We start from the raw sequence: 20737 nt of genomic DNA, 5'->3' as shown, positions 1-20737 counted from the left end.
GTATTCGAGGCGGGTCTATTCCTTGACGGTCGAAATATCAGGCGCGTCGACCGCCTTCATGCCGACGACATGGTAGCCGGAATCGACATGGTGGACCTCGCCGGTGACGCCGCGTGAAAGGTTTGAAAGGAAATAGACCGCTGAATCGCCGACCTCCTCTTGCGTCACCGTCTGCTTTAGCGGCGAATTGTATTCGTTCCACTTCAGGATGTAGCGAAAATCGCCGATGCCGGAGGCTGCCAGCGTCTTGATCGGACCGGCGGAGATGGCGTTGACGCGGATTTTCTTGGCGCCGAGGTCGACGGCCAGATAGCGCACGCTGGCTTCGAGCGCTGCCTTGGCAACACCCATGACGTTGTAGTGCGGCATCACTTTTTCCGCACCGTAATAAGTCAACGTCAGCAGCGAGCCGCCATCGGTCATCAGCGCCTCAGCGCGCTTGGCGATGGTGGTGAAGGAAAACACCGAGATGTCCATCGTGCGCAGGAAATTGTCGCGCGTCGTCTCGACATAGCGGCCTGTCAGCTCGTCCTTGTCGGAAAAGGCGATGGCGTGGACGAGGAAATCGAGCTTGCCCCAACGCTTGGCGATGTCGTCGAATACCGCATCGAGCGTGGTCGGATCGGTCACATCGCAATGGCCGGCGACATGGGCGTTGAGTTCCGCCGCCAGCGGCTCGACGCGCTTCTTGAACGCCTCGCCCTGGTAGGTCAGCGCGATCTCGGCGCCATGGTCGACGCAGGCCTTGGCGATGCCATAGGCGATCGACCGATTGTTCGCGACGCCCAGGACAAGCCCGCGCTTGCCGGCCATAATGCCTTGTCCACCCGCCATGTGAGCGCTCTCCGCAAGATTTGCTGCTTCGTGAGTGGCTATCGCACAGGCACAGAGCCCCTTCAAGCGCTCAAAACGGACAGTGCCCGCCGGCTGACCTTCCGACCTGAGTATCGATTGCCTGGGCGAAGCGCTTGTGGCACGCTCAAGCGAGAATTGACGAAAAGACGCCACGCCATGTCGTGCAGCAGTTCTGCAAGAGTAGTTGTGCATCGAAGCGGTCACTCGATCCTGAAACGAGGCGCATCTGCCGGCGCGGACGCCAACAGGTCGCGAACAAGTTTCCTGGTCATGAATTCACCGGCGTCTTTCGCATCCGAGATGTCCCTTGCGCCAGCGCCGCGTCTCGTGAGGATTCTGTTCCGCCCTCGAAATTGTCGGTTCCGTTGGCGCAGATGTTCATGACCGCGCGCTCCGTCGCGTGCGGCGATGACGTCAACAGGAGCGAAGCAAGGGCGATCGCCTCCGACATGTCTGTCAGACGATCGTGCATCGCTGCGGGATCAGCGTTGCCGTCTTGCTTCATATCGCCGCCTCCGTAATGGGTTCGGTCGATGAGCGTCACCGAAGCGAGCGCCTGAGACACGCGCGCGGCGTCCTCGGCCGAGTCGATGACGGTCCAGGGCACCAACAGGTCGAACTTGCCATCGCTTGACCATGTGAAGACGGCGAACCCGATCCCACGCCGCGGGCCGGCGGTGGCGGCGCGCAGGAAGTCGGGGTGGACGAGCGCCCGCACGAGCCCGGCCTGCTGGAGCCATTCCTCATATCGGCCGATCGAGTCCGAGACGTCGATTGCTGTGACGACATTGGCGTTGGCCGCTGGCGAAGCGTCGCACAGGAAGACCATCAGTGGCCGGGCGAGGTGAAGGGCGCGCCAGCGGCAAGGTTTCGCCGGCATACCAGGCTTCGGCTTCACCTCCTGGTGTCCTGAACGACGCCAGAACCTGCGCGTTGGAACGGGCGGAAACGACTGCATCCTCCAGGGTTGGTCCCCGGGAGGTAACGGCTCGGAGCCAAACTTATTCCTTCTGTTCGCGCGGCCGTTTCAGCAATTCGGTTATGTCCGCTTCGAGAACGGCAGGCTCGGATCCAATGCCTGAAGATCCGCATAACGCCCCAGCCCGCGATAGAGGATGAACGCACTGCAACAGGCGACGGCAATCGACAGCATCTCGCCGCCGTCTTCCGCGTAGCCAACGAGCTTCGAGCCAGTCAGGAAGTGCAGCATGTCCACCGCCACGGCAAAGCCCACAAGACACGCGAACAGCAGCAAAAACACCGATCCGAGGGCTTGTTGCCTCGGTCTGCTTTGCCAGAATGACCACAGCAGCGGCGCCAGCAGGCCGAGCGCGACCACCGACCAGGTGATGATTTCCCCGGTGTCGCGAGCCCGCATGCCCGGCAGCGAGACGAGGTCGAATGTCGCTGACAGCAGCAGGCCGCCCCGCTCATGGAAACGGGCGGCGTCGTCGAGCGTGACAAAACCGAAAATCAGCGACCAGGCAAGAAACATATGCTCCCTGGTTCGAAGCCAGATGCCGAACAGAAACAGGGCGCAAAGCACGGCCTGCCCGTAGTTGAACATCTCGGGCAGCGATCCATCCCTGCTGATGTTAAGACGCGAAGGCAGGTCGTAACGTGAAATTCCGGCTGATCGAAGCGCCTCGATCGCGAATGGAACGGTGATGACGAAGACATTCAGGCATATTAGTATCAGCGCGAAAACCCTGCTGAGCCTGTCGTTTCGATACATAGCCCGGATTTCTCCGAACGCACTTTCCAAACTCGATAACGCATGACCCAGCAAATCCGACGCGCTCCTTCGTTGCTATTTGTTTGACGGGCAATTTCGCTAGTCGACCAACGGGTTGGAAACGGGGCGGCCGCGGGTTTATTCCGCCCACGCATAAGAAAACGCTCCGGCGACAAGCGACTCACCTGCCTGGCGCGAGCCGGACATGTTCCGGGAGGCCATCGAGCGATGTCGCGGAATGTGGCTGAGCCCTGCAGTCGGTCAAAACGGACAGGTGAGAGACAGGAGCGTTTGCGGCGTAGCGCGGCTTTGACGCGCCAGGCTAGCGTTTGCGGTTGCGCATCAACGCTTCGAGATCGCTGTCGCCACCCTCAGGCAGCATCAGCCGCACATGCGCGTAGAGATCACCGTGACCGCCGACTTTTTCCGGCAGGCCCCTGCCCTTCAGCCGCAGGACCTTGTCCGAGCTCGACCAGGCGGGAATATTGACTGCAACCTTGCCTGTCGGCGTTTCGACCGCCACCTTGGCACCCAGCACGGCATCCGCCAGCGCAACCGGCAGGTCGGCGTGAAGGTCGCGGCCTTCGACACGGTAGCGCGGATGCCGCCGGAAGCGGATCTTGACCAGCGCATCGCCCGGTTGCCCCGGCCCTTGCTCGCCCTGGCCTTTCAGCCGGATGGTCTGGCCGTCCTCGACATAGGCTGGCAGCTTGACGGCGACCTTGCGCCCGTCGGGGAACATCGCCGTTACCTTCTCGGCAGTCGCCGCTTCTTCGATGGTGATGTCGAGCGTCACGTTCAGGTCGGCGCCGGACGGCGCCTGCGGGCCGGCGCCCATGCCGGCGCCGCGAGAGAAGGTCTCGCCGAAAATCTGGCTGAAAATGTCGCTGCTGCCGTCGAACGGATCGCCGCTCGGTCGGCCTGAGCGAAACTCGAAACGCGAGCCGCCCGGCCCTTGCTGCCGGCGAAAACCGGCGAACGGATCGGCGCTGCCGGCGGCGCCCTCGAAGCCTTGAAAGCGCGGCTTGCCCTCGGCATCGATCTCGCCGCGATCGAAAGCCGCCCGGTTCTTCTCGTCGCCAACGATCTCGTAAGCCTGGTTGGCGGCGGCAAACCGCTCCTTCGCCTTGGGATCCGGATTCTGGTCCGGATGATACTCCTTGGCGAGTTTGCGGTACGCCGATTTTATATCCTTGGCCGATGCGTTCTTGGCAACGCCCAGCACCTCATAGGGGTCGCGCATGCTTCCTGCCCTGGAGAAGGAGTGAGTCCATGATTGCCATCTATATGCGCTCGCATAGGAAGAAATTCCAGTAGCTTACGGTCATATGATGGCGGAAAATCAGAGCGCCTTGAAGTCCTGCATCTGCCAGGCGCCGGCGCCGGCCAGGCACACCTCGCCCTTGAACAGGGCGACGCCGTCGAAGCTTTCGCGTGAGGCGGTGAAGCGGCGGCAAAGCTGGCCGTTGTCCCTGGACTCCGCCAGTTCGGTGATCGAGCCGCGCGAACCGGTATCGGAATTCGCCCAGGGAACGGCCTGACCGGCAAGTTCCTGGATATCGGCTGAAGACACCGCGTTGCGGATCGTCGCCTGGTCCGAGGCGCGATCCTGGTCGATCGGCATGGCAGAGGCAGGCGTGCTGCTGGTGAGGATCGTACGGTCGACCTCCGCCTGCTCCAAACTGAAGCCGCCAGCACCGCAAGCGGCAAGCGGCAAGGCGACCAGCACGATCGCGGCGGCCTTGACCGCAATTTGCGCGCTGGCGGAAGCAATAAGGCGCCATTGCCTGCTGTCAAAAAGTTGCGCGATGCGCGACAATCGGCAATCTCCCCCGGCCGGCAATAAAATTGGAAAAACTATGAGCGAAACTGAGTTAACAAGCGGTGACTTTGCCGAGGCTGCGGAGCCATTCCGCCTGTTTGCCGCATGGCTTGACGACGCGACGAAGAGTGAGATCAACGATCCCAACGGCGTGGCGCTGGCGACCGTCGATGCCGAGGGCATGCCGAATGTGCGGATGGTGCTGCTCAAGGGGTTCGATGAAAGCGGATTTGTGTTCTACACGAATTTCGAGAGCGCCAAAGGCCGCGAGATCCTTGGCAGCATGAAGGCGGCGATGTGCTTTCACTGGAAATCGCTGCGCCGGCAGGTGCGTGCACGGGGGCCGGTGGAGATCGTTACCGAGGCGGAAGCGGACGCGTATTACGCGACACGTCCGCGCGGCAGCCGCATCGGGGCATGGGCGTCGAAACAGTCGCGGCCGCTGGAGAGCCGCTTCGCACTGGAAAAGGCCGTTGCCGAATACACGGCGCGCCATGCGATCGGCGAGATCCCACGGCCGAAACACTGGTCAGGCTTCCGCATCGTGCCGCAGACGATCGAGTTCTGGCACGACCGGCCTTTCCGGCTGCACGACCGCATTGTCTTCTCGCGCAGCGCTGAGGGCGGCTGGGACAAGACAAGGCTTTATCCCTGAGCGGCTGGCCCTTAAGCAGCTTCACCAAGGAGCCTAGGGCAATCTTGCCGAACCACCTTGGCTCACCAATAGTCATAGTGAACCAACATGAAAGGTTCTTTCTATGACGGCTTTTACCGTGCGTGTCCCGGACGAAACCGCAAAGAGGCTTGACCAGCTTGCCGAAAAGCTCGACCGCTCGCGCTCCTATGTGGCCGCGCAGGCTATCGAGGACTTCGTGGCCCGTGAGGAATGGCAACTCGCCGAGATAGAAGCCGGATTGGCCGAGGTCGAGCGCGGCGACTTTGCCAGTGACCGTGATGTAGCCGCTGTTGTCGGAAAATACGTCAAGTCGCGGAAATGATCGTCCGCTGGCGCGTTCCTGAGCTTCAACGGAGACTACTCCGTCGCTATTTCGTCCGGCCACATCTGGGCGCCATGCAGGATGCGGAGGATGCGAACCGTGTCGGCCACTACGGCATAAGCGGCGATGTAGGGCGTGCGCGCGACGACACGTTCGCGCGTGCCGGCGATCCGGCCTCCCGCTTTCCGGAAAGTCGATGAGACGGTGAGTCGCAAAAACGATCTGCTGGTCGACGTGAACGGCGGCTCTGGGGTTTTCGGCTTCGATATACGTGAAGATGTCGTCGCGATCGGAGAGCGCAAACCGCGCCCAGACCAGCCTCAAGACTCACCTGCCTCCGCCTTGCGAAGCGCTGCCGCCCGCCGTCCAGCAAAATGGGTTTCGGCGTTGGCGTCTTCAACGTCCGGCCGGGTATCCTCGATCGCCTGCAGAACTTTCGCCCGGAACCAGGCATCGTGGGCGTCACTGTTGCTGACGAGTTCGAGCGGCAAGGCGCCCTCATTCGCGGTGCGCGTCAACAAGATGCGGACGGCATCGGAAACCGTGAGCCCCATGTTTTCCAGAACCGCCGTGGCGCGTTCCTTCACCTCAGCGTCAATTCGGGTCTGGACCAGTGCGTTCGACGGCATGGCAGTCTCCTTCGCCAGCAGACAATGTAATGCATGTGCATGACATATGCTAGACTCTAGTAGCGCCAGCTAGCCCTTCTTCCTGGTCATGAAGGCCATCAAGGCGGCGCGGGCCTCGTCGGATGTGAGCCGCGCGCGAAAATGCTCACTTTCCTGGCCGATGCGGGCAACGAGGTCTTCACGCGAACCGCGCATCAGGTCACGCGCGATCTTCAGCGCTTGCGGCGGCTTGGCCGCGATCTGCCCGGCAGCGGCAAGCACGGCGGATTCGAGTTCGTTCTCCTCGACCACCGCGTAGATCAGCCCGGCGGCTTTCGCCCGCTCGGCCGAAAATCCTTCGCCGAGGCCAAGCAGCGCGAAAGCGCCTTGCCGGCCGAGAATCTGCGGCGCAAGCAGGCTCGAGCCCGCCTCGGGGACCAGTCCGAGATCGACGAACGGCGTGCGGAATAGTGTGCGCGGCGTGGCGAAGGTCAGGTCGCAGTGCAGGTTGAGCGTTGTGCCGATGCCGACCGCGATCCCGTCGACGCCGGAGATCATCGGCTTTTCCGTCCTGGCCAGCGCCATCAGGAAATCCCAGACTTCGGTGCCGCCGTCGCCGCCGGTGGCGACGACCATGAAATCGGCAAGATCATTGCCCGACGAGAAGGCGCCTGGAACACCGAGGAAGACATGGACGCGGATCGCCGGATCGGCGTCGCCCTCGGCAAGGGCTTTGGACATTTTTGCATACATGGCCCGCGTCAAGGCGTTCTTCTTGTCCGGACGGTTCATGCGGATGATCTGGATGGCGCCCTGGCGCTCGACGAGGATATGGTCTGTCACGGATGATCCTTTGTGAGACGCCGGGCTTTGTGAAACGTCAACCTGGTGGCTGTCAGGCAGAAATCAGTGTCTGGCCGGCAGCGGCAAGGCTGTCGGCGCCGCCAACGACGCGCTCCTTCAGCGCGCCCACCTCGCCAAGCTGGTTTTCGGCGAAGAAGCGGCAAAGGGCGATGCGGCTTTGGTCGGCAAGCGCGCCGCGCGCCAGATAGGCGCCGCCCGCCGCCAGCGAGATCAGCCGCAGATACGGCGTCGCGCCGGCCAGCGCCGCGTCCGAGCGGCCGTCTGCGAGCAGCCCTTGCAGGAAGCGCGTCGCCTGGCTGAGATCGTCGAGCGCCTGGTCGAGGCCATCGGCGGTGCGGCCAAAACCTTGAAGGTTCGAGGTCCGCGCTTGATTGGCGACGGCTTTCAGCTCGGCGATGTAGCCATGCACATGCTCGCCGCCGCCAAGCGGCAGCTTGCGCGCCACCAGGTCTATCGCCTGGATGCCGTTGGTGCCTTCGTAGATCGGCGCGATGCGCGCGTCGCGATAAAGTGCTGCCGCACCGGTCTCCTCGATGTATCCCATGCCGCCATGAACCTGCAGCCCGAGCGAGGCGACCTCGACGCCTACATCGGTGGAAAAGGCCTTGGCCAGCGGCGTCAGCAGATTGGCGCGCTCCTGCCAATGGATGGCTTCATCGCCGACGGATACGCGCGCGTGGTCAATGGCGTGCGCGCAGCAATAGCTGATGGCGCGCGCAATCTGGGTCAGCGCCTTCATGGTCAGAAGATTGCGCTGCACGTCGGGGTGATGGACGATCGGCGCCATGCCGCTGCCATCATAGCTCGCGGCTTTGCCTTGCCGGCGGTCATTGGCGTAGGCGAGCGCCTTCTGCGTGGCCGTTTCGGCGACCGCAACACCCTGCATCCCGACGGCGAGCCGCGCATTGTTCATCATGGTGAACATGCAGGCGAGGCCCTTGTTTTCCTCGCCAATCAGCCAGCCGATCGCGCCGGGGGCGGTCCCTTCGAAACCGTCGCCATAGATCATGGTGCAGGTCGGCGAGGCGTGGATGCCCAATTTGTGCTCAAGCCCGGAGCAAAAGACGTCGTTGCGTGCGCCGAGCGCGCCATCATCGCCGACAAGGAATTTCGGCACCAGGAACAGCGAAAGGCCGCGCGTGCCGGCCGGCGCGTCCGGCAGCCGCGCCAGCACCAGGTGGATGATGTTGTCGGTAAGATCGTGCTCGCCATAGGTGATGAAAATCTTCTGGCCGAAGATGCGGTAGGTGCCGTCGCCGGCCGGCTCGGCGCGGGCGCGCAAGGCATTCAGATCCGAACCCGCCTGCGGCTCGGTCAGGTTCATCGTGCCCGTCCATTCGCCCGAGACGAGCTTTTCCAGGTATTTGGCCTTCAGCGCCGGTGAAGCATGCTTGTCGAGCGCTTCGACCGCGCCCATGGTCAGCGTCGGGCCGATACCGAAGGCCATGGCGGCGGAGTTCCACATTTCGAGCGCGGCGACGCCCAGCATGGTAGGCAGCGCCTGGCCGCCGAATTCCTCCGGCGCGGACAGCGCGTTCCAGCCGCCGTCGATCCAGCGGCGATAAAGTTCCTTCCAGCCGAGCGGCATGGTGACGGCCGCGCCGCTCAACACCGCGCCTTGTTCATCGCCGACCTTGTAGAGCGGCGCGACCTCTTCGCCGGCAAAGCGGCCGGCTTCCGCCAGAATGGCGTCGACGAGGTCTTCGCCAAGGTCGCCAAAGGTGCCGGCGTCAAGCGCCGGCTTCAGGCCGGCCACATGCTTCAGCGTGAAGGCGATTTCCTCGACTGGTGCCCGGTACATGCCGCTCCTCCTCCGTCCTGCAGGGAAACTTAATATCCGTGCCGACATAAAACCATTCGCTTTTGGGTCGCCTCTCCCGCCTTCTTTTTACGTAAACGTCAAATTTTGTCACGCAGATTTTGCAATTGGAACTGTTCACGCTAAAATCGGCAAAAAGCCGGACAAGTCGACCGGCGACAGCTCAACCGGATCGGACCGCCCGTGCTCGCCAGACCTGACGCTTATCGCTGCATCGAGTGCGGCCTGCCCTATCGAGTGGCAGGTTTTTGGCACCATCGGGGCAAGATCGAGGACGGCGCCGCCTATTGGTCGGATCGCGGCATCCTGTGTTCGCCGCAATGCTCGCTGGCCCATCACCGCAAGCGCCAGGCTGAGGGGACGCTGCCGCAAGCGCCGGCGCCCGACCCGTTCCACCCGCTCGCCCTCCGTTGATGACCAGCAAAGCCATCCCCGGCACGATTGCGGCGGTCGCCGCGGGCCGCCGAAAGTATTTCCTTAACCATGGCGGTTCAGGATCAGGCTTTGGCCAGCAAGGATCTGCTGTTTGAAGCCGCCGGCGCACCCTCTTCGCCGCCCAGGACTCCTCGCCGTCGCGACCGCGACGGCAATGGCGTTGGCGCCGGCACAAGCCTCGGACTTCTCCGCGCCCTGGAAGAAGACCGACCGGGCGCTGGTGATCGACGCCTACGAATACAATCCCATCGATTGGACCGAGCTTGCCACCGACAAGCGCATCGTCGGCTTCATCAACAAGGCGTCCGACGGGATGCCGCCAGCGTATTTCTGTTTCGGCGACGAGACCGCGACGCGGCTCTGCAAGGCGCTGTGGAAGCGCCATGCGGTAGCACAGGAACTGTTCCAGACGCGCAAGGTGGTGGCCAAGGCGCTCGGCCTGAAATGGGGCGCTTATCACCTCGCCCGACCCGGCAACCCAGTGGGACAGGCCAATAATTTCATCAATTTCGCGAAACCTGGTCCGGACGACCTGCTCGCCCTCGACATCGAGGATGACGACCCGACGAAATGGATGTCGCTCGAGGATGCAGAGGAATTCGTGCGCCATGTGCATCGGCGGATTGGCCGTTTTCCAGTGCTCTATACCAACGGCAAAACCGCCAAGCACATCGCCGACAACAAGTACAAATATCGGCTGCTGTCGCGGCTGCCGCTCTGGTATGCGCGCTACAAGCCCGATATCGGCGTGCATTTTCCGATGGGCAACTGGCAAGGCTACGCACTCTGGCAGTTTTCGGCAAAAGCCAATTGCGGCCGGTTCCGCTGCCCCTATCGGGTGGCTGGCACGCCGAACGACATCGACGTCAATGTCGCACCGATGGATGCCGCCGCGTTGCGCGCGCAATGGCCGTTCGGCGGCCTGATCGACGCGCAGCCGGATTACCTCGCCTCGATACCGCTGCCTCTCTCGCGGGCGGCCGGCCTTGCCGGCAATGTCACCCTTACCTATGCGACCGTGTCGCCACCGCCGAGCTTCACCGAAATGGTCGCCATGTTCGGCGCGGGCTGGTCCAAGTTCCGCGGCAGCTTGCAAATGCCTGCCGTAGGGACAGCGCTGCGTCTTCCGCGCCGGATCGCCGACTATCTGGGGTGGCTGCGAAAGGAAAAGCCCTCCGCATCGGCCGCTGAAGCCGCACCTACCGATCCGGTCAGCACTGCGTCGACCGAGTTGGATCGCCGCCCCCGCTAATCTTGCCCCCGCTAATCTTGTACGTCAGCGCGCCTGCTCGCGGGCAACGGCCTGCCAGCCGATGTCGCGGCGGCAAAAACCTTGCGGCCAATCGATCCGGTCGACCGCGGCGTAGGCTCGTCGCTGCGCCTCGCCGACCGTGCCGCCGGTCGCCGTGACACCGAGCACACGGCCGCCATTGGCGACCAGCCCGCCGCTGTCGATGGCGGTGCCGGCATGAAAGATCTCGACGCCATCGTCCGCGGCCTGTTCGACGCCTTGGATGACTGAGCCCTTTTCCGGCGTGCCGGGGTAACCCCTTGCCGCCATCACCACGGTGAGCGCCGCCTCGTTGCGCCAGCGCACCGAGGTATGTGCAAGCTGGCCGTCGGCGGCAGCGTTGAGCAGGACCAGCAGATCGTCCTTCAGCCGCATCATCAGCACCTGGCATTCCGGGTCGCCGAAGCGGGTGTTGTATTCGATCAGCTTCGGCCCCTCGCCTGATATCATCAGCCCGGCAAACAGCACGCCGGAAAACGGCGCGCCAAGCTCGGCCATGCCGCGCATGGTCGGCTCGACGATCTCGCGCATGGTGCGGTCGATCATCTCCGGCGTCATCACCGGGGCCGGCGAATAGGCCCCCATGCCGCCGGTGTTCGGGCCGACGTCGCCGTCACTGAGGCGCTTGTGGTCCTGCGCGGTGCCGAATGGCAGCGCGGTGGCGCCGTCGCACAGGCAAAAGACGCTCGCCTCCTCGCCGGTGAGAAACTCCTCGACCACCACCTCCGCGCCGGCATGTCCGAAGGACCCGTCGAAACAGGCATCGAGCGCTGCCAGCGCCTCGGCCAAATTCATGGCGACGGTAACGCCCTTGCCGGCGGCGAGGCCGTCGGCCTTGATGACGATCGGCGCGCCCATCTTTTCGACATAGGCCCTGGCCGACGCCAGGTCGCCGAAACGGCCATAGGCGGCGGTCGGGATGTCGTATTTCGCGCAAAGATCCTTGGTGAAACCCTTCGAGCCTTCCAGCCGCGCCGCCGCCCTGGACGGGCCGAAGACGCGAATGTTTTCAGCGCGGAGGTCGTCTGCAATGCCGGCGACCAGCGGCCCTTCCGGCCCGACCACGACGAGGTCGACCTTCTTCTCCGTGCAGAACCGGGCCACCGCCGCATGATCGTCAATGTCGAGCGTCACCAGTTCGGCTTCGCGGCCGATGCCAGGGTTGCCGGGCGCCGCGTAAAGCTTGGTCAGCAGCGGCGAGGCCGCGATCTTCCAGGCCAAGGCATGTTCGCGGCCGCCGGAGCCGATCAACAATACGCGCATGCCCAGATCCCTTGCCATTCCACGATCAGGACTGCGCTATTGCGCCCCGTGCGATGGGTCAAGACATTTGGAAGACTTTGAGCGCAATTCCACACGGGAACGGGGAATGGTTCGGCCCGCTTGACGCTTGACGCCGTTCGCCGCTGCTGCCACTTCAGCACGATGGAACCCATCCAGTCGAAAGCAGCCCAGGGCCGCGTCGCCGATGCGCCGAGCGGCCACTGGGTCTACCGCATCCTGCCACGCTGGCTTTGGCCCTATGCGCAGCTTGCCCGGTGGGACCGGCCGATCGGCTGGCAGTTGCTGCTGTGGCCGTGCTGGTGGTCGGCAGCCCTTGCCGCGAGTGCCCATCCACGCCCTGCTGATCCCCTGCTCTCGCTGCTGCCGGCGCCATGGTATCTCGTGCTGTTCCTGATCGGCGCCGTCGCCATGCGCGGCGCCGGCTGCACCTACAACGACCTGGTCGACCAGGACATCGACAACCAGGTGGAACGCACGCGCTCGCGGCCGCTGCCAGCGGGAAAGGTCATGCGCCGGCAGGCCTGGGCGTTCCTCGCGATCCAGGCACTGGTTGGACTCGCTGTGCTTCTGCAGTTCAACAGCTTTGCCGTCCTGCTCGGCATCGGTTCGCTCGCCTTCGTCGCCATCTACCCGTTCATGAAGCGATTTACCAATTGGCCGCAACTAGTTCTCGGCCTTGCCTTTTCCTGGGGTGCGCTGATGGGATGGGCGGTCGAATTCGGCAATCTCGATGGCCCGGCCGTCATGCTCTATATCGGCTCGATCCTGTGGGTGATCGGCTACGACACGATCTATGCGCATCAGGACAAGGAAGACGACGCCATCGTCGGCGTGCGCTCGACCGCACGCCTGTTCGGCGACAACACCAAGACCTGGCTCGTCGGGTTTTATGGCGGAGCGCTGGTATGCTTCGCCATCGCCTTCGCGGCAGCGCAGGCGCCAGTGCCGGCGCTGGCCGGGCTGGTCGCGGCCGGCGCCCATATGGCGCGGCAGATCACCGTGCTCGACATCGACGATCCCGACCAGTGCATGCTTTTGTTCAGGTCGAACAACCAGGTCGGCTGGCTGGTCTTCCTCGGCCTGATCGGCGGTGCGTTGTGGGTGGCGCTGAAGCCGCTGGTTTAGCGGCTTTTTCCCTTCTCCCCTTCTTGTGGGAGAAGGTGGGATTGTCGCGAAGCGACCGTGTGCTGGACGGAATGCAGTTGGTCCCAAGCTGGAACACCCCTCATTCGGCCGCTTCGTGGCCACCTTCTCCCACAAGGGGAGAAGGGAAAGCTCACTCTATTCGTCGCGCGAAATAATCTCCTGGCCGCCGATCACCAGCCTGAGGCCGAGGGCGCCGGCCCTGCGGCGGGCGAGGAAGCGCGGGCGACGCGTGGTCGAAAGCCGACCCCTGCGACGGTCCTGCGCGGGTAATGTCTTGATGGCGACGCCAAGCGATTCCTCCAGGGTGCGGGCGATGCCGTCGGATTCGATCAGAAGCATCGGCAGACGGTAGGCATCGGCCCAGGCGCGCCAGTCGGCGGCGACATCCTCGAGATCGTCGGCCACCAGCAGCGGCACCGACAGCATCGGATCATTGTGCAGAAGCTCCAGCGTCACCGTGACATTGCCGTCCGGGTCCTCCATTGCGCGGGCTGCCACGCCACGAAACGCATTGGCGGGCAGAGCGATGAACGCCGGCAGGCCGCTCATCTCCAGCACGCGGCGAATGACGGCGCCACGATGGTCGATGGTGAAGGTAACGTCGCCATAGTCGTCGCGCGTCGCGTAGCTCACCACCTGCGGCAGGCGGAGTGGGTCGAGGCGCATATTGCGCCCAGCCCAGACTGGCTTCAGTCCAGTGTTCATATCGTGCCTTTCCTGTCTCTCCTGAGAGCCGGTCTTCCGGTTCTCCGGGCCGGTTTTTCCAGCCTCGTTGTGGGGAAACATTAGCGCGGGCTTCTTATCGCAGCGCTTAAGAAAGTCGGTTAAATTTTGCTGATCTCGAGGGGATGGTTATCGGAATGCAACCATTCATAAGACGGCGAAAGGATCAGATAACCTTACCGGGATTCATGATGCCGGCCGGGTCGAAGGCCGTCTTCACCCTGCGCATCAGTTCGATCGCCATCGGCGGCGCTGTCGCGATCAATTCATCCCGCTTCAGCTGGCCAATGCCGTGCTCGGCCGAGATCGAGCCGTGAAGGCTGCGCACCACATCGTGCACGGCCTTGTTCATGGCGTGATAGAGCCCGAGAAATGCTTCGTCATCGCCGCCGATCGGCCGGGAGATGTTGTAGTGGAGATTGCCGTCGCCCATGTGGCCGAAACACACCTCGCGCGCACCGGGGCTGACTGATTGAACGGCGCCGGCCGCCTCTTCGATGAATTGCGGGATGGCCGCCACCGGCACAGAGATGTCGTGCTTGATCGAGGCGCCTTCGGGCTTCTGCGCCTCGGGCAGCAGCTCGCGGAAATTCCAGAAGGCATCGCCCTGCGCGATGCTCGCCGCAATCACCGCATCGCCGACGATCTCCTGCTCGAGGCCGGCTGAGAGCACCTCTTCGATTAGGGCCCTGGCATCCTCCGCCGAGCGACCCGAAGAGATCTGCATCAGCACATACCATGGCCAATCGCCGGACAGCGGCCGCACGACGCCTGGCGCGTGCAGAAGCGTAAAATCGTAAGGCCTCTGGCCGATCAGCTCGAAAGCAGTGAGTGCCGCACCGGCGCGATCCATCGCCAGGCTGAACAGGGACAGTGCCGCCTCAGGTGACGACAGGCCGGCAAAGGCCACCTCGCGCCCCTTGGGCTTGGGGAAAAGCTTGAGCACGGCGGCGGTGATGACGCCGAGCGTGCCTTCCGCACCGATGAACAGGTTTTTTAGATCGTAACCGGTGTTGTCCTTCTTCAGCTTGCGTAGATCGTCGAACACCTCGCCGGTCGGCAGCACCACCTCGACGCCGAGGCACAGCTCACGCGCATTGCCATAGGCGAGAACGCCGGTGCCGCCGGCATTGGAAGAGAGATTGCCGCCGATCTGGCAGGAGCCTTGCGCGGCAAGCGACAGCGGAAACAGCCGGTCGGCGGCATCGGCCGCTTCCTGCAGCGTCTGCAGGATGACTCCGGCCTCGACGGTGACCGTGTTGGACAGGACGTCGATCTCGCGGATGCGGTTCAGCCGCGACAGCGACAGCACGATCTGGCGGCCGGACGTGTCCGGCACCTGCGCGCCGACCAGCCCGGTGTTGCCGCTTTGCGGCACGACCGGCGTTCCCGTCTCGGTTGCCAGCTGCATGATGCGGCTGACCTCGTCGACACTGCCGGGCCTCAGCACCAGCGCCGTCCGGCCATGCCACAGACCGCGCCTCTCCGTGAGGTAAGGCGCGATATCCTGCTGGTCGCGAAGCGCATATTTGTCGCCGACGATTGCCGCAAAGCGGTCGATGAGGGCGGGGTCAATATCCCTTGAGATGTCGTTCATGGATGGGAAACTATGGTGCTCAGTCGATCTTGTCACGAGGGGCGGCGGCACGCGAAAGCCGGTCGTTGATCGCCTCGCCCAGCCCGTCGGAGGGGATCGGCTCGACGGCGATTGTCTTGGCGCCGCTGCGATCGAGATCCTGCATATGGGCAAAGAGGTTGGCCGCGGCCTCGCGCAGGTCGCCGGTCTCTGACAGGTTGCGCAAGGCGGCTGCGCCTTGCCAGCCTTCGGCGCGGCGCGGGCCGAACGCCAGCAAGGCTTCGCCCTTTGCGACTTTTGCGGCGTTGATCCGCACTGCAGCACCCGGCGCGTAATGCGAGGCGAGCATGCCCGGGGCCTCGATGCCCGCCGCGCCGCGCAGCAGCTTCATGCCGGCGGCCGCTTCGATCTCTTCGGCGGCAATGCCGCCCGGCCGCAGCAGCCGCAGCTTTCCGCCCTCTATCTTCACTATTGTCGATTCGACCCCGACCGACGTCGCGCCGCCATCGACCACCAGCTTGATTTTTGGACCGAGATCGGCGGCCACGGCCTCGGCCGTCGTTGCGCTGATCCTGCCTGAGGAATTGGCGCTGGGCGCTGCAAGCGGGCGTCCGAGCCTGGCGATCAGTTGGCCGCCAAAGCCTTTCGGCATGCGCAGCGCGACCGTATCGAGCCCGGCGGTGACCAGCGGATGAATGCCGTTGCCGGGCCGCTGCGGCAGCACCAGCGTCAGCGGTCCCGGCCAGAATGTCTGCGCCAGCCTTTTCGACACGGGATCGAGCAGCGCGATGCGATCGGCCATCGCCAGATCGGCGACATGAGCTATCAGCGGATTGAAGCGCGGCCGGCCCTTGACCTCGAAGATGCGCGCCACGCCAACACCATTGGTGGCATCGGCGGCCAGCCCGTAGACGGTTTCGGTCGGAATGGCGACGACATCGCCCCCTTCGAGCAGCGCCAGCGCCCGCTCCATCGCCTCGCCGGCGGCAAGTATCTCAGCCACTCTCATCACCTTACAGAAGCGGGACCTTACGGATGTCGGTGCGTAATACGGTGACGTTCACGGGGCAAGTCCGGGCGGAAGCGAATTGCCAATAGCTAAAATGCCAGCTTTCCTGGCAAGCCCGCATCAATTCCCGGACGCTATGGTGCCGGCTTGTTGGGCAAGGGGAGCTATCATGGTCTGGGTGCGTATCCTGGGGGCGCTTGGCCTCACTCTGGCGGCGGGCACAGCACAGGCTTCATCCTTCGTTGTTCCTGCTGCACCATCCTCGACCCCGTCCGTCGTCAGCCTCGGTGCGCCTGAACCGGCGAAGGTGGCTGGCAACTCCTCGACGCCATCGATCGTGGCGCTCGGCGAACCAGTGCCCGATGTCACCTATGAAAAAGTTTCTGCGATCCCGAGCCAGCCCAAGCCCAAGCATGATTTCACGCAAAGCCCGATGATCATTCGCGGCGGCATCGTCGGCGACGCCTTCGCAACACCGGCGCCCAGCCCCGCACCTGCCGCGACAACCGCTGCCGCAGCACCTGCGGCGGCCACGAAATCCGACAAAAAAATTACCGCAACGAACAGCCCGCCCGAGCCCGCAACACCGCAACCAACGCCCATCCCCGAGATCGACCAGGCCAGATAGCCGTTCGCAGCCAGGACGACGCTCGCCTAAATTGCCAAGCCTCAGCCGGCGATTTTCGAGAAATCCGCGACCTGGTCGGTCGCTGCCCGGATGCGCGCCAGCAACGCCAGGCGGTTGGCGCGCACGGCCTGGTCCTCATCATTCACAAGAACGCGTTCGAAGAATGAATCAACCGGTTCACGCAACGCGCTAAGCGCCAGCATGGTGGCGGAAAAGTCTTCGTTGTGAATCGCTTGGCCGGCTTCCTTCTCGGCCTGATTCACCGCGGCAAACAGCGATTTCTCGGCCTCTTCCCGGAATCGAGCCGGCTCAACATTTTCGGCGATCGTCGTTTTCTTCTTCTCCTCGGCGGCCAAAATGTTGGCCGCGCGCTTGGTGCCGGCTAGCAGGTTCTTGCCGTCCTCGGTGTCGAGGAAAGAGCCTAGGGCTTGGACGCGACGAACGATTTGCAGGAGATCGTCGGACCGCGGCGTGATGACCGCATCGATCAGATCATGCCGCGCGCCCTGGTCGCGCAGATAAACTTTCAGGCGATCGTGGAAGAAAGCGAGGAGGTCGGAAGGGTAGATTTGCTCCGCCTTCCCTTCCAGCGTTGTAATCGCATTCTTGTCGAGATAGTTCGCCCACTTATAGGCGCTTCCGAAGGTGGGCATGAGCGCCAGGCGGATACCGTTCTCGACTAGAATCCTCACCACCCCCAGCGCCGCGCGGCGGAGAGCATAGGGGTCCTTTGACCCGGTCGGTTTTTCGTCAATCGCCCAGAACCCGACCAGCATGTCGAGCTTGTCGGCGAGCGCTACGGCCACCGATACGGGATCGGTCGGCACGCGGTCGGACGGGCCCTGCGGCTTATAGTGCTCCTCGACGGCGGCGGCGACCGAGGGATGCTCGCCCTGCAGCAGCGCGTATTTGCGGCCCATGGCGCCCTGCAATTCCGGGAATTCGCCGACCACCTCGGTGGTGAGGTCGGCCTTGGCCAGGACGGCAGCGCGACGTGCCAGCGCGGTAATCTCCCCCCTCGAGGGGGAGATGTCGCCGAAGGCGACAGAGGGGGTCGCTGATCCACGCGCAACGACCCCCTCTGGCCTGCCGGCCATCTCCCCCTCAAGGGGGGAGATTCCGCTCGCCACTATCGGCGCCAATTCTTCAGCCAGTTGGGCAATCCGCTCCACCCGCTCACCCTGCGTGCCGAGCTTGGCGTGGAAGGTGACGCCGAGATGGTCGAGGCGGGCCATGCGCTGGTCGAGCGGCTTTTTGAGATCGAGCCCGAACTTTTCCGCCGATGCCTGCAACTGGTCGAGGTCGGGCAAATCGCCCTGGTCGGTCTTCCAGAAATAGAGCGCGTCGGAAAGGCGGGCGCGTACCACCTTGCCGTTGCCGTGGGCGATCTCCTTGCCGCCGTCGCTGGCCTCGATGTTGGCGGTCAGGATGAAGCGGTTGGAAAGCTCCTCGCCGGCGCCCTGCGGCCGCGTCACAAAACACTTCTGGTTGGCGCGGATCGTCAGTCGGATCACCTCGGCCGGAATGGCGAGAAAGTCCTGCTCGAATTCGCCCATCAGCACGACCGGCCATTCGACCAGGCCTGACACTTCCTCAAGCAGCCCCTCGTCCTCGACAAGGTTGAGCCCGTTGGCGAAAGCGAGATTCCTGGCGTCGGCAAGGATGATCTGCTTGCGCCGGTCGGCGTCGAGCACAACCTTCGCCGCCTCCAGCTTGGCGGCATAGTCGTCAAAACGGCGCACGCCGATGGCGCCCGGCGCGTGAAAACGATGGCCGTAGGTGATGTTTCCCGAGCGGATGCCGTCGATCTCGAAATCGACGACCACCGGCTCCTCGGTCTCCGGGCCGAAGGTGCAGAGGATGGACTGCAGCGGCCGCACCCAGCGCAACGATCCCGGTTTCGCCGAGGCTGGCCCCCAGCGCATCGATTTCGGCCATGGAAAGTCGCGGATGATGCCCGGCACCAGTTCAGCGATTATCGTCTCGGCCGCCCGGCCCGGCTTCGCAATATGGGCGACATAGAAGTCGCCCTTCTTCGGATCGGCGTGGACATGCGCCTCGGCGATCGAGGAAAGACCGGCCTTGCGCAGAAAACCTTGGACCGCCTGTTCGGGCGCTTTGGTCGAGGGTCCCTTGATCTCCTCGCTTATGTCCTTCGAGCGCGCGGTCACGCCGCGAATGTCGAGCGCCAGCCGGCGCGGCGTCCAATATTCGCGCGCCGCCTCATAGGTCAGCCCGGCCTCGACCAAACCGTCCGTCATCATCTTCTTCAGGTCGCCCGCCGCCTTGCGCTGCATGCGCGCGGGAATCTCTTCCGAACGAAGTTCTAAAAGCAGGTCGGGCATAAATTGTGCTCACGCGGCGAAATAGTCCAGGCGGCATAGCAACTCGGCTGGTCCCATGCAATCGGCGCATCCACGGACGATTGCCAAAAATATGCCGCTGCCTGTCGGGCCAGAGCGGGACCATCCGTCCTTGGGTCAAAGATCTCCATGAACCGAACGCAGCGCTGAAGCGACCAACGCTCAGGCAGAGAACTATTGGCTGAACGACTATGAAGACGGCATCGACATTTCTGCAGATCCTCGCGCTCAGCGCCTGTTTTGCGGCGCAGGCTCATGGCACGTTCACGATGCCCGGCGTTAGACAAGCGCTGCGGACAATGGCTGGCTCGAGCGGCCAAGGCGTATCGCCAATCAGCGTATCAGTCGAAATCGCAAACAGCCTCTGGAGCTAAGCCGCCAGACCACCTGCCTGCGTCAGCAAAAACGCCTCGCCGCAGGCTTTCGCCAGATTGCGCACCCGCAAGATGTAGCTCTGCCGCTCGGTGACGGAAATCACGCCGCGCGCGTCGAGCAGGTTGAAGACGTGGCTGGCCTTGATGCACTGGTCGTAGGCGGGAAATACCAGACGGTGGTTCCCCTCCCCCTTGAGGGGGTGGCCAGACGCGGGAGGAGTCGCTGGGACCTTGCTTGCGGTGCCTTCTGAGGCGACCCCCTCTGCCCGCTCCGCGGGCATCTCCCCCTCGAGGGGGGAGAGGGGCGCGCCGGCATCGAGCAGCGCCTTGCACTCGGCTTCGGCGTCTTCGAAATGCCGAAGCAGCATCGCGGTATTGGCGAATTCGAAATTGTGCCGCGAATATTCCTGCTCGGCCTGCAGGAAGACCTCGCCATAGGTCACCTTGTCGGCGCCATCGCGGCCGTTGAAGTTGAGGTCGTAGACATTGTCGACGCCCTGCACATACATGGCCAGCCGCTCCAGCCCGTAGGTGAGCTCGCCCGCCACCGGCGCGCATTCGATGCCGCAGACCTGCTGGAAATAGGTGAACTGCGACACTTCCATGCCGTCGCACCAGCACTCCCAGCCCAGCCCCCAGGCGCCGAGCGTCGGGCTTTCCCAGTCGTCCTCGACGAAGCGGATATCATGCAGAAGCGGATCGACGCCGATCGCCGCCAGCGAGCCGAGATACAGTTCCTGCAGGTTGGGCGGGTTCGGCTTCAGGATCACCTGGTACTGGTAATAGTGCTGCAGCCGGTTCGGGTTCTCGCCGTAGCGCCCGTCCTTGGGCCGGCGCGAAGGCTGCACATAGGCCACGTTCCAGCGCTTTGGCCCCAGCGCGCGCAAGGTCGTCGCCGGGTGGAACGTGCCGGCACCGACTTCCATGTCATAGGGCTGGAGAACGACGCAGCCATAGTCCGCCCAGTAGTTATGCAAAGTCAGGATCAGCCCCTGGAACGAGCGGCTGGGATGCATATGGGCTGGGATATCAACTGTCACGGCGGCCTCGACGGGAAAGACGGGGATGCGGCCCTCCCTAGAGCGCCCACCGGCAAGCGTCAAGGCAAGGGGCCGGCCGCAGCCAGGGCAATCGGGTGAGTTAACGCGTGACATACGGCGAAACGGCAGGGACGTGGCGGCCTGATCGTGGCCCTTCCTGGGAGCCA

20 protein-coding genes and 1 pseudogene are annotated in these 20737 nt (G+C 63.7%); 6 read left to right on the top strand and 15 right to left on the bottom strand.

Annotated features, from left to right (window positions below):
* Positions 1-15: 15 nt before the first annotated feature.
* The 5 genes from fabI to AC0L28_RS00635 form a co-directional block, all read right to left on the bottom strand.
* On the bottom strand, positions 16-834 hold the full coding sequence (gene fabI / locus AC0L28_RS00655; protein WP_091596015.1) for an enoyl-ACP reductase FabI: 819 nt from the start codon (positions 832-834) through the stop codon (positions 16-18).
* A gap of 289 nt (positions 835-1123) precedes the next feature.
* Complete coding sequence (locus AC0L28_RS00650) at positions 1124-1735, bottom strand: DUF1194 domain-containing protein (protein ID WP_473474968.1); 612 nt, start codon at positions 1733-1735, stop codon at positions 1124-1126.
* 159 nt (positions 1736-1894) lie between these two features.
* Positions 1895-2350 carry a hypothetical protein gene (locus AC0L28_RS00645; RefSeq protein ID WP_287258750.1) on the bottom strand — a complete coding sequence of 152 codons (456 nt, stop codon included), beginning with the start codon at positions 2348-2350 and terminating at the stop codon, positions 1895-1897.
* A gap of 562 nt (positions 2351-2912) precedes the next feature.
* Entirely contained in the window at positions 2913-3833 is a 921-nt protein-coding gene (locus AC0L28_RS00640) for a DnaJ C-terminal domain-containing protein (RefSeq protein WP_287172062.1), read from the bottom strand.
* Positions 3834-3932: 99 nt separating this feature from the next.
* Positions 3933-4409 (bottom strand): RT0821/Lpp0805 family surface protein, encoded by a 477-nt coding sequence (locus tag AC0L28_RS00635; RefSeq protein WP_128167688.1) that lies wholly within the window; start codon positions 4407-4409, stop codon positions 3933-3935.
* 40 nt (positions 4410-4449) lie between these two features.
* Between AC0L28_RS00635 and pdxH the strand changes: the two genes are divergently transcribed.
* Both pdxH and AC0L28_RS00625 read left to right on the top strand, forming a co-directional pair.
* Positions 4450-5067 (top strand): pyridoxamine 5'-phosphate oxidase, encoded by a 618-nt coding sequence (gene pdxH, locus AC0L28_RS00630; protein WP_419696235.1) that lies wholly within the window; start codon positions 4450-4452, stop codon positions 5065-5067.
* A 103-nt stretch (positions 5068-5170) separates the two neighbouring features.
* Entirely contained in the window at positions 5171-5410 is a 240-nt protein-coding gene (locus AC0L28_RS00625) for a CopG family ribbon-helix-helix protein (protein ID WP_473474965.1), read from the top strand.
* Positions 5411-5445: 35 nt separating this feature from the next.
* On the opposite strand, the pseudogene AC0L28_RS00620 reads toward AC0L28_RS00625, so the two are convergent.
* From AC0L28_RS00620 to AC0L28_RS00605, 4 genes and pseudogenes are all read right to left on the bottom strand, one after another.
* A pseudogene (locus AC0L28_RS00620) lies at positions 5446-5734 on the bottom strand (type II toxin-antitoxin system RelE/ParE family toxin).
* The gene (locus AC0L28_RS00615) at positions 5731-6039 is read right to left on the bottom strand and encodes a type II toxin-antitoxin system RelB/DinJ family antitoxin (protein ID WP_473474963.1); all 309 of its coding nucleotides are present in this window, start codon (positions 6037-6039) and stop codon (positions 5731-5733) included. The pseudogene AC0L28_RS00620 and the gene AC0L28_RS00615 overlap by 4 nt, the downstream one beginning before the upstream one ends.
* A 69-nt stretch (positions 6040-6108) precedes the next feature.
* The gene (locus AC0L28_RS00610; RefSeq protein ID WP_473474961.1) at positions 6109-6861 is read right to left on the bottom strand and encodes a crotonase/enoyl-CoA hydratase family protein; all 753 of its coding nucleotides are present in this window, start codon (positions 6859-6861) and stop codon (positions 6109-6111) included.
* 52 nt (positions 6862-6913) lie between these two features.
* Entirely contained in the window at positions 6914-8683 is a 1770-nt protein-coding gene (locus AC0L28_RS00605) for an acyl-CoA dehydrogenase (RefSeq protein WP_473474959.1), read from the bottom strand.
* A gap of 201 nt (positions 8684-8884) precedes the next feature.
* Between AC0L28_RS00605 and AC0L28_RS00600 the strand changes: the two genes are divergently transcribed.
* Both AC0L28_RS00600 and AC0L28_RS00595 read left to right on the top strand, forming a co-directional pair.
* Positions 8885-9115, top strand: a complete 231-nt coding sequence (locus tag AC0L28_RS00600; protein ID WP_473474957.1) for a hypothetical protein — start codon at positions 8885-8887, stop codon at positions 9113-9115.
* 175 nt (positions 9116-9290) lie between these two features.
* Positions 9291-10388, top strand: a complete 1098-nt coding sequence (locus tag AC0L28_RS00595; RefSeq protein WP_473474955.1) for a glycoside hydrolase family 25 protein — start codon at positions 9291-9293, stop codon at positions 10386-10388.
* Positions 10389-10412: 24 nt separating this feature from the next.
* On the opposite strand, the gene purD is transcribed toward AC0L28_RS00595, so the two are convergent.
* Positions 10413-11690, bottom strand: a complete 1278-nt coding sequence (gene purD / locus AC0L28_RS00590) for a phosphoribosylamine--glycine ligase (protein ID WP_473474953.1) — start codon at positions 11688-11690, stop codon at positions 10413-10415.
* A 162-nt stretch (positions 11691-11852) separates the two neighbouring features.
* Here purD and ubiA point away from each other — a divergent pair, with 162 nt between their 5' ends.
* Positions 11853-12836 (top strand): 4-hydroxybenzoate octaprenyltransferase, encoded by a 984-nt coding sequence (ubiA, locus tag AC0L28_RS00585; protein ID WP_287226443.1) that lies wholly within the window; start codon positions 11853-11855, stop codon positions 12834-12836.
* Between the two features lie 156 nt (positions 12837-12992).
* On the opposite strand, the gene AC0L28_RS00580 is transcribed toward ubiA, so the two are convergent.
* The 3 genes from AC0L28_RS00580 to AC0L28_RS00570 all read right to left on the bottom strand — a co-directional run bounded on the left by AC0L28_RS00580 (position 12993) and on the right by AC0L28_RS00570 (position 16159).
* Positions 12993-13562, bottom strand: coding sequence for a DUF6101 family protein (locus tag AC0L28_RS00580; RefSeq protein WP_287178869.1), 570 nt, complete (start codon positions 13560-13562; stop codon positions 12993-12995).
* A 184-nt stretch (positions 13563-13746) separates the two neighbouring features.
* Positions 13747-15177 (bottom strand): FAD-binding oxidoreductase, encoded by a 1431-nt coding sequence (locus AC0L28_RS00575; RefSeq protein WP_473474951.1) that lies wholly within the window; start codon positions 15175-15177, stop codon positions 13747-13749.
* A gap of 19 nt (positions 15178-15196) precedes the next feature.
* Positions 15197-16159: an L-threonylcarbamoyladenylate synthase gene (locus AC0L28_RS00570; protein WP_473474949.1), complete on the bottom strand. Its 963-nt coding sequence runs from the start codon at positions 16157-16159 to the stop codon at positions 15197-15199.
* 175 nt (positions 16160-16334) lie between these two features.
* On the opposite strand from AC0L28_RS00570, the gene AC0L28_RS00565 reads away from it, so the two are divergent.
* Positions 16335-16793: a hypothetical protein gene (locus AC0L28_RS00565; protein ID WP_023799373.1), complete on the top strand. Its 459-nt coding sequence runs from the start codon at positions 16335-16337 to the stop codon at positions 16791-16793.
* A 41-nt stretch (positions 16794-16834) separates the two neighbouring features.
* Here the strand turns inward: AC0L28_RS00565 and glyS are convergent, their stop codons facing one another.
* A complete protein-coding gene (glyS, locus tag AC0L28_RS00560) occupies positions 16835-19138 on the bottom strand; it encodes a glycine--tRNA ligase subunit beta (protein ID WP_473474947.1) in 2304 nt (767 codons plus the stop codon).
* Between the two features lie 388 nt (positions 19139-19526).
* A complete protein-coding gene (locus AC0L28_RS00555) occupies positions 19527-20570 on the bottom strand; it encodes a glycine--tRNA ligase subunit alpha (protein ID WP_084833728.1) in 1044 nt (347 codons plus the stop codon).
* Between the last annotated feature and the right edge of the window lie 167 nt (positions 20571-20737).

This window comes from Mesorhizobium sp. WSM4847, assembly GCF_055811335.1.
The sequence above is the reverse complement of the archived record's forward strand: the minus strand, read 5'-3'. Positions and strand labels throughout refer to the sequence as shown.